Below are 15,059 nucleotides of genomic sequence, written 5' to 3'. Positions count from 1 at the left end.
GACGAGTGAGTACCCGCAACGCCTCGGTGCAGGTGTGGCAGGCCTACCTCAACAACCGGACGAAACGTCATCGTGACGGCCGGTTCCTCGTGCAGGGCGTGCGCCCGATCACCCAGGCGCTGGCCAACGACTGGCCCCTCGAGACGCTGCTCTACCGGCTGGGGACCCCCGAACTGTCGAGCTGGGCGCGCGAGGTGCTCGACACCGCCGACGTGCCGCAGGTCGGACTCGTGCCCGAGCTGATGGCCGAGCTGGGCGAGAAGGCGGCGAGCGTGCCGGAGATCGTCGCGGTCGCGGTGTCGCGGCAGCCGGACCTGGCCGACTACGCGCCGGGCGAACCGGGGGAGGACGCGCCGGTCGTCGTCGTGTTCGATCGCCCGAACTCGCCGGGCAACCTGGGCACCCTGATCCGTTCGGCGGACGCCTTCGGCGCCTCGGGCGTGATCGTCACCGGCCACGGCGCCGACCAGTTCGACCCGCAGGCCGTGCGCGCCTCCACCGGCTCGCTGTTCGCGGTCCCGGTGCTGCGCGCGGCAGGCCCGGCCCAGGTGCTCGAGTTCCGCGATCGCCAGGTGGCCCGCGGCATCCCCACCCGCATCGTCGGCACCGACGAGGACGCGCCCAGCACCATCTACGACTACGACTTCACCGAGGCCACCATCCTGGTGGTCGGCAACGAGACGACCGGGATGAGTTCGGCCTGGGCCGAGGCCTGCGACGATCTGGTGACCATCCCGATGGGCGGCACGGCCAGCTCGCTCGGCGCGCCGTCGGCGGGCGCGATCAGCCTGTACGAGATCGCCCGTCAGCGGCGCACCTTCGCCCGGTAACGCGGTCCCCGGCGGCGCAGAGGAGAATGACGAACGTGTCCGACATCGAATTCAGCAAAGGCCACGGCACCCAGAACGACTTCGTGGTGCTGCCCGACCCCCAGGTCCGGCTCGACCTGACCGCCGACCGGATCGCCGCGCTGTGCGACCGGCAGCGTGGGCTGGGCGCCGACGGCGTGCTGCGGGTGGCGAAGACGGGCGCGCTGGTCGAAGCGGGCGTGCTCACCGCGCTGCCCGAGGGTGTCGGCGCCGAGGACTGGTTCATGGACTACCGCAACGCCGACGGCTCGATCGCCGAGATGTGCGGCAACGGCGTGCGGGTCTTCGCGCACTACCTCGCCGCGTCCGGGCTGGAATCGCGCACGGAGTTCGTCGTCGGCAGCCGGGCCGGCGCCCGGCCGGTCGTGGTGCACGCGGCTGGACCGGTCGAGGGCGAGGTCACCGTCGACATGGGCGTTGTGCGCGAACTCGGGCCCTCGACCGCCACCCTGGGCGGCTGGGCGCTGTCGGGCATCGGCATCGATGTCGGCAATCCGCACCTGGCCTGCGTCGACCCCGGGCTCACCGCGGACGCGCTGGCCAAGCTGGATCTGGCGGTCTCGCCCGGCTTCGACCCCGACCTGTTCCCGCACGGGGTCAATGTCGAGATCCTCACCGCGCTCGGCCCCGACCACGCCGTCGACATGCGCGTCTACGAACGCGGCGTCGGCGAGACCCGGTCCTGCGGAACGGGAACCGTGGCCGCGGCGGCCGCCGCGCTGACCGCCGCCGGTGTCTCGGTGAGCACCGGATCCGGTGCGGTGACGGTGCGGGTACCCGGCGGCGAGGTGCGGGTGACCGTCGACCGGGGCCGGGCCCAGCTGCGCGGCCCGTCGGTGCTGGTGGCCACCGGAACGCTGTCGCGGGACTGGTGGGACGGGCAGTAGCGGGATAACCGGATGCGCCCTGTCACCGTGACGTGGCAGCATGGAGGGCGTATGACGAAACCAGAAACCCCCACAGACACCCCCTCGGCCGAGCACACCACCGCGGCCGAGCCCGACGTGGCCGCCGATCGCGGCGACGTCGACGACGCGCTGGCCCGCCACGCGGCCCGCATGCGGCAGCCCGGCTGGTCCCCCGAACCCACCGTCGGCGAGATGCAGCTCGACGAGCGTTCCTCGTTGCGCCGCGTGGCCGGACTGTCCACCGAGCTCACCGACATCACCGAGGTCGAATATCGGCAGCTGCGCCTGGAACGGGTCGTGCTGGTCGGTGTGTGGACCACCGGCAGCTCCGCCCAGGCCGAGGCGAGCATGGTCGAGCTGGCCGCCCTCGCCGAGACCGCGGGCTCGGAGGTCCTCGAAGGCCTGATCCAGCGTCGCGACAAGCCCGACCCGGCCACCTACATCGGCTCCGGCAAGGCCGAGGAACTGCGCACCGTGGTTCTCGACACCGGCGCCGACACCGTGATCTGCGACGGTGAGCTGACCCCGGCGCAGCTGACCGCGCTGGAGAAGGTCGTCAAGGTGAAGGTCATCGACCGCACCGCGCTGATCCTCGACATCTTCGCCCAGCACGCCACCTCCCGCGAGGGCAAGGCCCAGGTCGCGCTGGCCCAGATGGAATACATGCTGCCCCGCCTGCGCGGCTGGGGTGAGTCGATGTCGCGGCAGGCCGGTGGTCGCGCGGGCAGCAACGGCGGTGTGGGTCTGCGTGGTCCCGGTGAGACCAAGATCGAGACCGACCGTCGCCGCATCCGCGAGCGGATGGCCAAGCTGCGTCGTGAGATCCGCGAGATGAAGACCGCGCGCGACACCATGCGCGCGCGCCGCGCGGGCAGCGGGGTCCCCTCGATCGCGATCGTCGGCTACACCAACGCGGGCAAGTCCAGCCTGATGAACGCGCTGACCGGAGCGGGCCTGCTGGTGCAGGACGCGCTGTTCGCCACCCTCGATCCGACCACTCGCCGGGCCGCGCTCGACGACGGCCGCGAGATGGTGTTCACCGATACCGTCGGCTTCGTCCGGCACCTGCCCACCCAGCTGGTCGAGGCGTTCCGCTCGACGCTGGAGGAGGTCACCGGCGCCGACCTGCTGCTGCATGTCGTCGACGGTTCCGACCCGCTGCCGCTCGAACAGATCAAGGCGGTCCGCGAGGTGATCACCGACGTGATCAAGGAGCAGGGCACCGCCGCGCCGCCGGAACTGCTGGTGGTCAACAAGATCGACGCGGCCGACCCGAACGAGCTCACCCGGCTGCGCGGGATGCTGCCCGACGCGGCGTTCGTCTCGGCGCAGACCGGCGCCGGGGTGGAGGAGCTGCGCGAGCGGCTCTCGGAGGTGCTCGGCGGGCTCGATGTCGACATCAGTGTGCTGCTGCCCTACAGCCGCGGCGACCTGCTCGCGCGCATCCACGCCGACGGCCGGATCATCACCTCCGAGCACGAGGAAGGCGGCACCAGGGTCCGCGCGCGGGTACCGCACGCGCTGGCCGCCGCACTGTCGGAATATGCCCATTCGGGCCCGGCCGAGGCCGTGCCGAACTGATCCGACCAGCAGGGTTTGCCGCGGGGTAGCGGTCAACGTCGATGCGACACAGCCATTTTCGGGCGCTATGGTCGATTGTCGACAGCAGGAGGGTGTTATGTCGAATGACCAGCGGGGTCCAGCGATTGTGAACGAGAACAGGGTGGGATCGGTCGAGCAGGGCGACCGGATCCTCTCCGACAACGCGCCGTTGAATCCGACGCCGAGCGAATGGGAGATCCGGGCGTTCGAGGCGTTCTTCGCGCCGGTGCGCGCGTGGACCAGTCCGCGGTTCTACGGCCTGGAGAACATCCCGGCCGAGGGCCCGGTGCTGATCGTGGCCAATCACAATCTGCTCGGCGGGATCGACGCGCCGCTGCTGATGCCGGAGATCCTGCGTCAGCGCGGGCGCCTGGTGCGCGGCCTGGCCGAGCACGTGCTGATGGTGCCGGGCGTGCGGGAGATCCTGCATCGCTTCGGCGCGGTGCGGGGCACCCGCGGCAACTGCCTGGCGCTGCTGGAGCGGGGCGAGGCTGTGGTCGTGTTCCCGGGCGGTGGCCGGGAGGCGATCCGCCGCAAGGGCGAGAAGTACGTGCTCAAATGGGAGGGCCGGACCGGCTTCGCGCGGATGGCGATCCAGGCGGGGGTGCCGATCGTGCCGCTGGCGATGATCGGCATCGACGACGCGTTCGACATCGTCTTCGACGGCCAGCACCCGGTGATGCGCCCGCTGCGCTGGACGTGCAGCCTGCTCGGCATCAACCCGGAACTGAACCCGCCGCTGGTCAAGGGCATCGGCCCGACGCCGGTGCCGCGCCCGGAGCGGTTCTACTTCTCGGCGGGCACGCCGATCGACCCGACGCCCTGGCTCGAGGCCGACGATGTCGACGCCGCGGCGGCCGATCTGCGTGACGTGGTCCGCAAGGGGCTCGAGGAAGAACTCCAGTTCCTGTTCAACGAACGCGAGCGCGATTCCGGCCGCACCCTGGTCGGCCGCCTCCGCAACGCCTTGCCCTTCTGACCTTCGCGGGTGGAGCGCCGTGGAATGCCCGCGGCGCCCACCGCGTTACCCGCTATGCGGACCCTAGTCCGGATGGCGGAAGGTGATGACGATGGCGACGGCGCAGGTTCAGGTCATTCCGGGTGCGCGGCGCGCGCACTGGTGGAACGCCTGGCTCGATTCCCGGCAGTCCTTCCCGGCGACGGGCAACTTCGTGCTCGAGGACAACGCCCACGGGCTGCTGCTGGTGCACAACGAGGACACCGTCGGCCCGGGCGAAGGGTTCGACACCCATCAGCACCGCGACACCGAGATCCTCACCTGGGTCCTGGAGGGCACCGTCGTGCACCAGGATTCCGCCGGGCATTCCGGCGTGATCCACCCGGGCCTGGCCCAGCGGATGAGCGCGGGCACCGGCATCCGGCATTCCGAACGCAACGGCGCCGGCTACCGGGAGCGTGAGCGCCTGCACGTCGTGCAGATGTGGATCCCGCCGGACACCCCGGGCGTCACGCCGAGCTACCAGGAACTCGACATCGCCGACGAGCTGCGCCGCAACACCCTGCTGCCCGTCGCCTCCGGCATGCCGCGCCACCGCGACCACGCCGCGATCGGCATCGGCAACCGGCACGCCACGTTCCATGTGGCGCGGCTGGATCCGGGCCGCTCGATCACCGTGCCGGACGCGCTGTACGGGCACGTCTTCGTCGCGCGCGGCTCGGTCGAGTTCGAGGACCACGGCGCGCTGGCGCAGGGCGACGCGGTGCGTCTGACCGCCGCCGGCGGCCACCGCGTTACCGCGTCGACCGCCGCCGAACTGCTGATCTGGGAGATGGACGCCGCCGTGCGCGACTGAGCGCCGGGGCGGCCGGATCTCAGATCTTGCGGATGACGGTGACGACCTTGCCGAGAATTTGCGCGTCGTTGCCCGGAATCGGTTCGAAGTGCGGGTTGTGCGGCATCAGCCACACGTCCTTGCCGGTGCGCTTGAACGTCTTCACCGTCGCCTCGCCGTCGATCATGGCGGCGACGATGTCACCGCCCTCGGCGACGTTCTGCTGCCGCACCACGACCCAGTCGCCGTCGCAGATGGCCGCGTCGACCATGGACTGGCCCACGACCTTCAGCAGGAACAGCGAGCCGTCGCCGACGAGCTCGCGGGGGAGCGGGAAGACGTCTTCCACGGCCTGCTCGGCCAGGATCGGCCCACCGGCGGCGATTCGGCCCAGGACCGGAACGAAGGTCGGCGTCGGCCTGGCCGCGTCCACCTCGTCGGGCGCGTCGACGGGCAGCGTCGTCACCGAGCGGACCGCTTCGTCGAGACCGCGAACATTCACCGCGCGCGGACGATTCGGGTCGCGACGCAGGTACCCCTTGCGCTCGAGCGCGCGCAGCTGATGCGCCACCGAGGAGGTGGAGGTGAGCCCGACCGCGTCCCCGATCTCGCGGATGCTGGGCGGATAGCCGCGTTCGGTCACCGAGGTACGGATGACGTCGAGGACCGTGCGCTGACGCACGGTGAGATCCGCACCGGATCCCGATGTGACGGTGCCGGTAGCGCTTTCGTCACCCGTGTCGTCTGTGTGGGTCACCGTGTCCCGCCCTTCCGCTGGTCGATTTCGCCTTTCCGAGGCTAGTCGTGCCACGCCGAAGTATCAAACATCTGTTCGAGCATGTCGGGCGTTTCGTGCTGACATCGTCTCCGCGGCGTGGTAGAAATCGAACATCAGTTCGTCGCACAGGTGTTCGAACAAAGTGTGACACAGCGGCTTCACCAGCACTTCCTTCAGCAGCGGAGCACACCACCCCGGAGGTTCTTCCGATGAGCACAGCGACCAGCGCCCTGCGTTCCCACGACCACGCCGCCTACCCCGAGCCGATCGTCCGGCGCCGCCGCGACGCCCGGGCGCGACGGCCGTTCTCGCTCGTGCGCGGCGTCGGCGCCGGCTCGATCGTCCGTCGGCCCGCGCCGGTGCCGCCGCCGCTGCCGCCGCGACCCGAGGTCTCGCGCGGGCCCGCTGCCGAGGTGTTCGCCGCCTACGGGGCCGACGGTCTGGCCGTCGCCCGCGGCGTACTGGCGGCGGCGTCGCAGCGGCCCGCCGACGCCGAGCTCGACCTCGCCTTCGCCACGGTGCCGCAGACGGATTCGCCGCGCCGCACGCGTGAGCCGGTCCGGACCGAGCGCGGGCCGCGGCAGGCGAGCCGTCCCGCCGAGGCGGCGCTGTACGCCCGGGTGTCCGGGGTCGGGCGGGCCGGGGGAGTGCATCCGGTGCGCCGGGTCGAACAGGCGCAGATCGGTTTCGCCGCGCTGGCGGTGGCGGCCTTGGTGACCGCGCTCGTCGTCGTGGCCTTCCTCGGCCTGGCGCACCTGCGCGCGGGGAGTTTCGGTGACCGGTTCGAACCGGCGGAGCCGGGGATCTCGCAGTCGGTGGACGCGGGCGCGGGTGGACTGTCCGGGACAGTTCGCTGAGGTGAAAATGCCTGAACAGAACGGGTTTTCGGGTAGTTTCGGCGACCGTGAAGATCGGCCGCGTCCCCGAAAAGCGCCCCAGAACTAGAACGTGTTGTTACGGTGACGGGCATCCTGAACCGAGGCGGGTAGGGGCCTCGGCGTAACCGGATGCGAGGTCATGTGCGCCGCTACTCGATCGTTGTGCTGCTCGGTCTGCTCCTGGGTGCGGTGCTGACGCCACCGGCCCACGCGACCCCCGGCTACGCCGACTATCTCGATCTCCCCGCGCTCAACGCCGACGGCGAATTCGGCGGCGGTCTGCACCCGGCGTTGCCCCTGAGCGAACCTCCACTGCGCGCCGCGCTGGACGCCGCGCGCGCCGACGGGATCGCGCCCCCGCGCTATGCCACCCTGCTGCACCAGTATTGGCTGGTCGTCTCCACCGGCAACGCGGCCATCGATCTGGCTGCCTGGGAGCCCTCTCGCGGTGTGGCCGCCAACTCGGCGACCTTCAGCCAGGTGTATGTCAACTACTTCCGCATCGCCGCCGCCCGGCCCGACTTCTACTGGGCGGGCCTGGCCGGCATCGCGGGTGGCTCGTTCGCCTCCGGCTTCTTCGACGTCGGTGACATCGGCGCGGTGCTCTCGGTCGGTGGGATCCACGAACTCGGTACCGCCGTCGCCGAACTGCTGCGGGCCACCCCGCCCGAGCTCGTCGCCGAGGTGCCCGCCGACATCACCGGGCTGGCGCTGCACGGCCCGCGCCTGACCGCCGCCGACCTCGCCTGGTACCAGACCCGGCTGATGATCATGCAGAAGCACATCTTCACCGACCTGGTTCCGCAGCACGAGGTCTATCTGGCCGAGGGGATGGCGGGCATCGACGAGCTGTTCGCCGCCGGCGTGATCGACGAGAGCATGCGCACCGCTTGGGCGGGTATCGACGGCGGCACCGCGGCGGGCCGGGCCGACGCGCTGGTCCGGATGACCGACCGCGAACAGAACCACATCGTCGCCGACCAGTGGGACGTCACCGCGGCCGGTCGCGACGGCATGGGCCGGGTCCTCACCTACGTCACCACCGTGGCGGGCAAACCGGCGGTGCCCGGCGTCCGCGCGCCCGGGGTGTACGCCCCGGCGACGGTGCGCGCGGGCGGACTCGGCCTGCGGACGCCGCTGCCCGACTTCAACTGGGCCGACCGCGACGACCGCTGGGCCTACATCACCGCCGACCTGGTGCCGCGCCATCTGGACCTCACCGCCGACGCGGCCCGCGCTGTGTCGGTGTTCGCCGAACCCTTCCCCGTCAAGCTCACCCGCGGCCGGATGCTCGCCCGGTTACCCGAGTTGATCGCGGACCTGACCACGCAGTGGCAGGTGGTGCAGTAGTGACAGGTATTCTGTCAAGTGCCATGGAGTGCGCCTCGACGAAGGAACCCTCGGATGCATTGCCCGTATTGCCGACACCCTGACTCGCGAGTCGTGGACTCGCGTGAAGTCGAGGAGGGCACGGCGATCCGCCGTCGGCGGTCGTGTCCGTCCTGCGGTCGCCGGTTCACCACCGTCGAGACCGCGATCCTGTCGGTGGTCAAGCGCAGCGGCGTCACCGAGCCGTTCAGCCGCGAGAAGGTGATCGTCGGTGTCCGCCGTGCCTGCCAGGGCCGCGAGGTCGACGACGACGCACTCAACCTGCTGGCCCAGCAGGTCGAGGACGCGGTGCGCGCCAAGGGTTCTCCCGAAGTTCCGAGCCACGAGGTCGGCTTGGCCATCCTGGGCCCGCTGCGGGACCTGGACGAAGTGGCCTACCTGCGCTTCGCCTCGGTGTACCGATCCTTCACCAGCGCGGCCGATTTCGAACGCGAGATCACCGAGATGCGCAAGGCGCGCGCGGCGACCGTCGCGACGACCGACTGACGCGCCCCGCTCACCGCCGGATCGCGCCGATCGCCTTCTCGATCCGCTTGACCGACACCGGGTACGGCGTGCCGAGCTTTTGCGCGAACAGGCTCACCCGCAGTTCCTCGATCATCCACCAGATCTCGGTGACGTCGCGGGCATGCTTGCGGCCCTCGGGCAGACTCCGCACCAGCTTGTCGTAGGCCGCCAGCATCCGGTCGACCTCGACCATGCCCTGGCGATCGCGCACCGCCGAGCCGGGCAGCGATTCCAGGCGCTGCGCCGCGGCGAGCAGATAGCGGGGCAGTTCGCGCAGCCTGGCCCGACCCCATTCGGCGACGAAACCGGGGAACAGCAGGTCGTCGAGCTGCTGGCGGACATCGTCGGCGATGTCGGCCTCGGTGGTGTCGGCCAGGGCAGCGCGGGCCCGATGCGCGGCCGACAGGACCGGCGCGACGGCCCGGATCAGTCCGGTCACCGCGCCCGCCAGCTGTGGCCGGACGGTGGCGACCAGCGCGTCGAACTCCTCGGGTGTCCGGACCGGCCCGCCCGCGGCGGCGATGAGTTCGTCGGCGGCGGCGACCCGGCAGTCCTCGACCAGCTTGTCCAGCGATCCGTCGGGGTTCTGGCTCAGCGCCAGGCGGTCGGCGGCGGGCAGTCCGGCGGTGACGGCGCGGGTGGAGGTCGGGATCGCGGCGAGCAGCAGGGTGCGCACGCCGGCGCGCATGGCGGCGGCCTGTTCGGCCGGGGAACTGAGCACCCGCACGGCCACCCCCTCGCCCTCGGGCACCAGCGCCGGATACCCGGTCACGGTCTGCCCGGCCACCTCCCGGCGCACCGTCTGCGCCACCGAGCCCAGCGACTCGGAGGTCCACACCGTCGCGGCCGGGCGTTCGGCGCCCGCCGTGGCCTTGGCCACCGACGCCGAAACCTGCGCGGCCAGCTGGGTTTTCAGCTGGGCCAGGTTCTTCGATGTGGCCAGGACGGTGCCCCGGCCGTCGACGGCGGCGAAGGTCATCCGCAGATGATCCGGAAGCGCGGTGGGCGAGAGATCGTCGGCGGTGATGGTGACCGAACCCAGCCGCGACAGCTCCCTGGCCAGCCCGGTGCGCAACGGTTCGGACCGGGGGACCAGCTCGCGCAGCGCGGCCGCCGCGAAGTCGGGCGCGGGAACGACCTGGCGGCGCAAGGTCTTCGGCAGGGTCTTGATGAAGGCCGCGGCCAGTTCCTCGCGCATGCCCGGAACCAGCCAGTCGAAGCCGACGGCCCGCACGTGGGCGAGCTGTTCGACCGGGATGCGCACGGTCACGCCGTCGTCGTCCTGGCCGGGTTCGAACTGGTAGGTCAGCGGGAAGCTGAGCTCACCCTGGCGCCAGGCGTCGGGGAAATCGGTCGGGTCGAGCGCGGCGGTCCCCGCGTTGACCACGGTCTCGGTGGCGAAGTCGAGCAGGGCGGGGTCGGTGCGTTCGGCCTTGCGCCACCAGCTGTCGAAATGCCGGACCGAGACGATGTCGGCGGGGATGCGCTGGTCGTAGAACTCGAACAGCACCTCGTCGTCGACGAGGATGTCGCGGCGGCGGGCGCGATGCTCGAGATCGGCGACATCGTCGATCAGCGCGCGGTTGCGGGCGAAGAAGCCGTGCCGGGTCTGCCATTCGCCCTGGACCAGGGCGTGCCGGAGGAACAGCTCGCGCGACAGTTCCGGATCGATGCGCCCGTAGTCGACGGGACGGCCGGTGACCAGCGGCACGCCGTAGAGCGTGGCCCGCTCGTAGGCCCGGGCCGCGCCGCGCTTGGACGACCAATGTGGTTCGGAGTAGGTGCGTTTGACCAGATCGCCCGCGAGCCGCTCGGCCCACTCGGGCTCCACCTTCGCCGCGATGCGGCCCCACAGCCGCGAGGTCTCCACCAGCTCGGCCGCCATCACCCAGCGCGGCGGCTTCTTGGCCAGCGAGGATCCGGGGAAGATCATGAACTTCGCGTTGCGCGCGCCCAGGAACTCCCGTGACTCCGCCTCGCGCACACCGATATGCGAGAGCATGCCCGCCAGCAGGGACTGATGGATCTGCGCGCTCGGCCACGGCATCGCCGCCTCAGCCGCCGAATCCGCAGCTTCGCGACCGCCTTTCGCCGTCGCGGCGCTCGTGATCGAATTCCGCCCGGGCCGCGATGCCGCTGCGCCGCGCCCGCCTCGGGCGGAGCCGCCGCCGGGCCGACTCGATGACTGCTCGCCTTGCCCGTCCTCGGCCCTCGACTGCGGTAGCTCGCGGTCGGCGCGTCCGCGTCCGCGACGACTCCGGTTCGGGGTCGCACCGTCCTCGACCGCGACGACGGCATTCTCGCGAGGCGTGCCCGCGGCGTTCCAGCCGAGCCCGCGGGTGATGGTGCGCAGCTGACCGTGCAGATCCTGCCACTCCCTGATCCGCAGGTAGTGCAGGAACTCGTCGCGACACATCCGGCGGAACTGGTTGGACGACAACGACTTGCGCTGCTCGGTCAGGTAGTCCCACAGGCGCAGGTAGGCCAGGAAATCCGAACCGTCGACGGTGAAGCGCGCGTGCTGGGTGTCGGCGGCCTGCTGATGGTCCACCGGTCGCTCGCGCACATCCTGGATGGACAGCGCCGCCACGATCACCAGCACCTCGTCCAGGCACCCGTTGCGATGCGCTTCGACGAGCATGCGCGCCATCCGGGGGTCGACCGGCAGCTGCGACATCTCCCGGCCGATCGGGGTGAGCGTGAGACGGCCACCCGAATCCGCTTCGCCGTCCACCGCTTTCGCGCTGCCGTGGGCCAGCGCGCCCAGTTCCTCCAGTAGCGCGATGCCGTCGCGGATGGCGCGGCGATCGGGTGCCTCGACGAAGGGGAAGCTCTCGATGTCGCCCAGCCCCAGCGCCGTCATCTGCAGGATGACCGCGGCGAGGTTGGTGCGCAGGATCTCCGGTTCGGTGAACGCGGGCCGCGACTCGAAATCGTCCTCGGAGTACAGGCGGATGCAGATGCCGTCGGCGACCCGGCCACAGCGGCCCGAGCGCTGCCGCGCCGAGGCCTGCGAGACCGGTTCGATCGGCAGCCGCTGCACCTTGGTGCGCATCGAATAGCGGGAGATGCGGGCGGTGCCGGGGTCGACCACGTAGCGGATGCCGGGCACGGTCAGCGAGGTCTCGGCGACGTTGGTGGCCAGCACCACCCGGCGGCCGGTGTGCGGGGCGAACACCTTGTGCTGCTCGGCCGCCGACAGGCGCGCGTAGAGCGGCACGATCTCGGTGCGGGGGAGTTTCAGATCGCGCAGGGCGTCGGCGGTGTCGCGGATCTCGCGTTCGCCGGACAGGAAGACCAGCACGTCGCCGTCGCCCTCGGCGAACAATTCGGTGACCGCGTCGGCGATGGCGTCGGTGGGGTCGCGATCGACGACGCGGGTGTCCTCGTCGTCGTCCTCGGTGCCGGGCAGTTCCAGTGACAACGGGCGATAGCGCAGCTCGACCGGGTACGACCGGCCCGACACCTCGACGATCGGCGCGGGCGTGCCCTGCGCGTCGGCGAAGTGGCGGGCGAACAGCTCGGGATCGATGGTGGCCGAGGTGATGATCACCTTGAGATCGGGGCGCTGGGGCAGCAGCTGTTTGAGGTACCCGAGCAGGAAGTCGATATTGAGGCTGCGTTCGTGCGCCTCGTCGATGATGATTGTGTCGTAGCGGCGCAGCAGCCGGTCGCGCTGGATCTCGGCGAGCAGGATGCCGTCGGTCATCAGCTTGACCAGCGTGCGGTCGGAGGCCTGGTCGGTGAAGCGGACGGTGTAGCCGACCACGTCACCCAGCTCGGTGCCCAGTTCCTCGGCGATACGCTCGGCCACGGTGCGCGCGGCCAGGCGCCGTGGCTGGGTGTGGCCGATGGTGCCGCGGATGCCGCGGCCGAGCTCGAGGCAGATCTTCGGGATCTGGGTGGTCTTGCCGGAGCCGGTCTCCCCGGCCACGATCACGACCTGGTGCGCGGCGATGGCGGCGGCGATGTCGTCGCGGCGCGCAGAGACCGGGAGTTGCTCGGGGTAGGTGATCGGCGGGACCGCCGCGCGGCGATTCGCCACGCGGGTCTCGGCGGCGGCGATCTCCGCCTCGAGAGCGGGTAGGTGCTCGGGGCGCGACCGGTCGAGCTTGCGCCGGAGCCGGTGTTCGTCGCGCAGCGAGACCTCCGCCAGGCGGGTGCGCAGCGCGCGGGTACCGGTGCTAGCTGTCCTGGTCATTGCGCCTACCAGCCTAGCGAAGCCCGCCACCGGTTTTCCCGCCACGCCGTCGACGGCCGGTGCGGTCGAGACCAACGACACACCGGCGGCGGGTGCTGTTCGCCCGCGCGTGTCCGGTCCGGTCGCGGTCGATGCGGCGACGCGACGTTCCAGACCGGCGTTTTCGCGGTCGGCGCATGCGATGATCCCGACATGAGCGCAGCGATGGGCACGGCGTGGTGGATCAGGATTCTGCGGATCGGGTTCGGCGTCCTCGGTGCGGTCGCGCTGCTGTGGATTCCGGTGCGCAACATCGACTCCGCGACGTTCTCGCTGGCCAACTATCTGAGCTACTTCACCGTCGAATCGAACATCCTCGGCGTGATCGCGTTGCTCGTGGGCGGGCTGCTCGCGCCGCAGGGGCGTGGCTGGCAGCTGTTCCGCGGCGCGGCCACGCTCTACATGCTCATCACGATGGTCGTGTACGCGGTGTTGCTGTCGCGCATCGACGTGATGCTCAACGACAAGTGGATCAACGATGTGATGCACCGGTATCTGCCGTTGGTGCTGTTGCTGGACTGGCTGCTGGTCGCGATGCCGCAGCGACTGCGGCCCAGCCCGCAGCTGATCGGGCAGTGGCTGATCTTCCCGCTGCTCTACGGCGTGTACAGCTTGATCCGCGGACCCATCGTCGACTGGTATCCCTATCCGTTCATCGATCCGCGCCAGCAGGGATACCTGTCGATGGCCATCGGCCTGGTCGTGCTGACGCTGGTCTTCGCGGCGCTGGCGGTTGCCATGGCGTCGCTGGGCGATCTGCCGGCCTGGTGGCGCGAACGCAGGTCCGCGGACTGAGACATGCGCGAGTCCGCCGAGCGGGACCGCTCCGGTTCGGGTAAGTGTGGAGCCATGAATGCGCTCTGGCATGGATTCGCCGATATGGGCGCCGTCACTCGTGACGGTGCGTTCGTCGTCGCCCGTGGCGACGGTGCCTACGTCTACGACACCGCGGGCAAGCGATACCTCGACGCCACCGCCGGACTCTGGTTCGCCAATGTCGGGCACGGTCGCGCCGAGATCGCCGACGCGGTCGCCGAGCAGTTGCGCACGATCGCGCACTACTCGAACTTCGGTGATCTCACCGAGCCGCCGACCCAGGAACTGGCCGAGAAGCTGTCGCGGATCGCGCCGGTGCCGGGCAGCAAGATCTTCTTCACCTCCGGCGGTTCGGACTCGGTGGAGACCGCCGCCAAGCTGGCCCGCCGGTACTGGCACGAGCTGGGCCGCACCGACAAGAAGATCCTGGTCGGGCGCCGCCTGGCCTACCACGGCATGCATTACGCGGGCACCTCGATCGGTGGTCTGGCCGGTAATCGGGAAGGCTACGGCGAACTGGTCACCGACACCCGCACCGTCGAATGGGACGACGCGAAGTCGCTGCTGGCCCTGATCGAGGAGATCGGCGCCGAGCAGATCGCGGCGTTCTTCTGCGAGCCGATCATCGGCGCGGGCGGGGTGTACCTGCCGCCGGCGGGCTACCTGGCCGAGGTGCGCCAGATCTGCCGCGACCACGACATCCTGTTCGTCGCCGACGAGGTGGTGACCGGCTTCGGCCGGATCGGCGGCAGCTGGTTCGCCTCCACCAAGTTCGGTCTCGAACCCGACCTGGTGACCACCGCCAAGGGGCTGACCTCGGGCTATCTGCCGATGGGCGCGGTGTTCATCGCACCGCATCTGGCGGAGCCGTTCTTCGCCGGTGGCGTCTGGTGGCGGCACGGCTACACCTACGGCGGGCACGCGGGCGCGGCGGCCGCGGCGCTGGCCAATCTGGCCATCATCGAACGCGAAGGACTGCTCGAGGAGGCGGCCCGCCTGGAGAGCACCCTGCACACGCTGCTCGCGCCGCTGGCCGAGCACCCGCGCGTCGCCGAGGTCCGCAGTGGTCTCGGCGCGGTGGCCGCCGTGCAGCTGGCCGATCCGTCCGAGGGCCCCGGTATGGTGAAAACCCTGCGCGAGCACGGCATCTCGGGCCGCGCCGCCGGGCAGGGCGCGATGCAGATCTCGCCGTCGTTCGTGATGACCGACGCCCAGGTCGTCGAGCTCGTCGAGGGCTTCACCCGCGCTCTGGGTTGATCGCCCACGGGGTCGGCGGCAG

12 protein-coding genes are annotated in these 15,059 nt (G+C 70.7%); 10 read left to right on the top strand and 2 right to left on the bottom strand.

The window, feature by feature from the left end; all coding sequences use genetic code 11:
- Nucleotides 1-5 precede the first annotated feature (5 nt).
- From Q7X29_RS24540 to Q7X29_RS24520, 5 genes are all read left to right on the top strand, one after another.
- Nucleotides 6-830 carry a TrmH family RNA methyltransferase gene (locus Q7X29_RS24540; protein ID WP_316575495.1) on the top strand — a complete coding sequence of 275 codons (825 nt, stop codon included), beginning with the start codon at nt 6-8 and terminating at the stop codon, nt 828-830.
- Nucleotides 831-874: 44 nt separating this feature from the next.
- On the top strand, nt 875-1,756 hold the full coding sequence (dapF, locus tag Q7X29_RS24535; protein WP_316576332.1) for a diaminopimelate epimerase: 882 nt from the start codon (nt 875-877) through the stop codon (nt 1,754-1,756).
- Between the two features lie 171 nt (nt 1,757-1,927).
- Complete coding sequence (hflX, locus tag Q7X29_RS24530) at nt 1,928-3,358, top strand: GTPase HflX (protein ID WP_255586520.1); 1,431 nt, start codon at nt 1,928-1,930, stop codon at nt 3,356-3,358.
- A 142-nt stretch (nt 3,359-3,500) separates the two neighbouring features.
- The gene (locus tag Q7X29_RS24525) at nt 3,501-4,358 is read left to right on the top strand and encodes a lysophospholipid acyltransferase family protein (RefSeq protein ID WP_308248318.1); all 858 of its coding nucleotides are present in this window, start codon (nt 3,501-3,503) and stop codon (nt 4,356-4,358) included.
- Nucleotides 4,359-4,449: 91 nt separating this feature from the next.
- Complete coding sequence (locus Q7X29_RS24520) at nt 4,450-5,193, top strand: pirin family protein (RefSeq protein WP_316575494.1); 744 nt, start codon at nt 4,450-4,452, stop codon at nt 5,191-5,193.
- 19 nt (nt 5,194-5,212) lie between these two features.
- On the opposite strand, the gene lexA is transcribed toward Q7X29_RS24520, so the two are convergent.
- Entirely contained in the window at nt 5,213-5,854 is a 642-nt protein-coding gene (gene lexA, locus Q7X29_RS24515; protein ID WP_374104813.1) for a transcriptional repressor LexA, read from the bottom strand.
- A gap of 305 nt (nt 5,855-6,159) precedes the next feature.
- Between lexA and Q7X29_RS24510 the strand changes: the two genes are divergently transcribed.
- The 3 genes from Q7X29_RS24510 to nrdR all read left to right on the top strand — a co-directional run bounded on the left by Q7X29_RS24510 (nt 6,160) and on the right by nrdR (nt 8,703).
- Nucleotides 6,160-6,807 (top strand): hypothetical protein, encoded by a 648-nt coding sequence (locus Q7X29_RS24510; RefSeq protein ID WP_316575493.1) that lies wholly within the window; start codon nt 6,160-6,162, stop codon nt 6,805-6,807.
- 150 nt (nt 6,808-6,957) lie between these two features.
- Nucleotides 6,958-8,178, top strand: coding sequence for a hypothetical protein (locus tag Q7X29_RS24505; RefSeq protein ID WP_218716482.1), 1,221 nt, complete (start codon nt 6,958-6,960; stop codon nt 8,176-8,178).
- A gap of 54 nt (nt 8,179-8,232) precedes the next feature.
- Nucleotides 8,233-8,703 (top strand): transcriptional regulator NrdR, encoded by a 471-nt coding sequence (gene nrdR / locus Q7X29_RS24500; RefSeq protein WP_316575492.1) that lies wholly within the window; start codon nt 8,233-8,235, stop codon nt 8,701-8,703.
- Nucleotides 8,704-8,713: 10 nt separating this feature from the next.
- On the opposite strand, the gene hrpA is transcribed toward nrdR, so the two are convergent.
- The gene (hrpA, locus tag Q7X29_RS24495) at nt 8,714-12,925 is read right to left on the bottom strand and encodes an ATP-dependent RNA helicase HrpA (RefSeq protein ID WP_316575491.1); all 4,212 of its coding nucleotides are present in this window, start codon (nt 12,923-12,925) and stop codon (nt 8,714-8,716) included.
- Nucleotides 12,926-13,117: 192 nt separating this feature from the next.
- On the opposite strand from hrpA, the gene Q7X29_RS24490 reads away from it, so the two are divergent.
- Together Q7X29_RS24490 and Q7X29_RS24485 are read left to right on the top strand one after the other, a co-directional pair.
- Nucleotides 13,118-13,759, top strand: a complete 642-nt coding sequence (locus tag Q7X29_RS24490; protein ID WP_218716485.1) for a Pr6Pr family membrane protein — start codon at nt 13,118-13,120, stop codon at nt 13,757-13,759.
- Nucleotides 13,760-13,813: 54 nt separating this feature from the next.
- Nucleotides 13,814-15,037, top strand: a complete 1,224-nt coding sequence (locus Q7X29_RS24485; RefSeq protein ID WP_218716486.1) for an aminotransferase family protein — start codon at nt 13,814-13,816, stop codon at nt 15,035-15,037.
- Nucleotides 15,038-15,059: the final 22 nt, after the last annotated feature.

It is taken from the genome of Nocardia canadensis (genome assembly GCF_032656385.1).
Lineage (GTDB): Bacteria > Actinomycetota > Actinomycetes > Mycobacteriales > Mycobacteriaceae > Nocardia > Nocardia canadensis.
Note: the sequence above shows the minus strand (reverse complement) of the source record. Positions and strands in the feature narration are given on the sequence as shown.

Excerpts from the sequence above, each read along its gene's own strand:
- hflX (WP_255586520.1), top strand. The coding sequence starts at position 1,928 with ATGCGGCAGCCCGGCTGGTCCCCCGAACCCACCGTCGGCGAGATGCAG.
- Q7X29_RS24505 (WP_218716482.1), top strand. The coding sequence starts at position 6,958 with ATGCGAGGTCATGTGCGCCGCTACTCGATCGTTGTGCTGCTCGGTCTG.
- Q7X29_RS24490 (WP_218716485.1), top strand. The coding sequence starts at position 13,118 with ATGAGCGCAGCGATGGGCACGGCGTGGTGGATCAGGATTCTGCGGATC.
- hrpA (WP_316575491.1), bottom strand. The coding sequence starts at position 12,925 with ATGACCAGGACAGCTAGCACCGGTACCCGCGCGCTGCGCACCCGCCTG.
- Q7X29_RS24520 (WP_316575494.1), top strand. The coding sequence starts at position 4,450 with ATGGCGACGGCGCAGGTTCAGGTCATTCCGGGTGCGCGGCGCGCGCAC.
- Q7X29_RS24485 (WP_218716486.1), top strand. The coding sequence starts at position 13,814 with ATGAATGCGCTCTGGCATGGATTCGCCGATATGGGCGCCGTCACTCGT.
- nrdR (WP_316575492.1), top strand. The coding sequence starts at position 8,233 with ATGCATTGCCCGTATTGCCGACACCCTGACTCGCGAGTCGTGGACTCG.
- Q7X29_RS24510 (WP_316575493.1), top strand. The coding sequence starts at position 6,160 with ATGAGCACAGCGACCAGCGCCCTGCGTTCCCACGACCACGCCGCCTAC.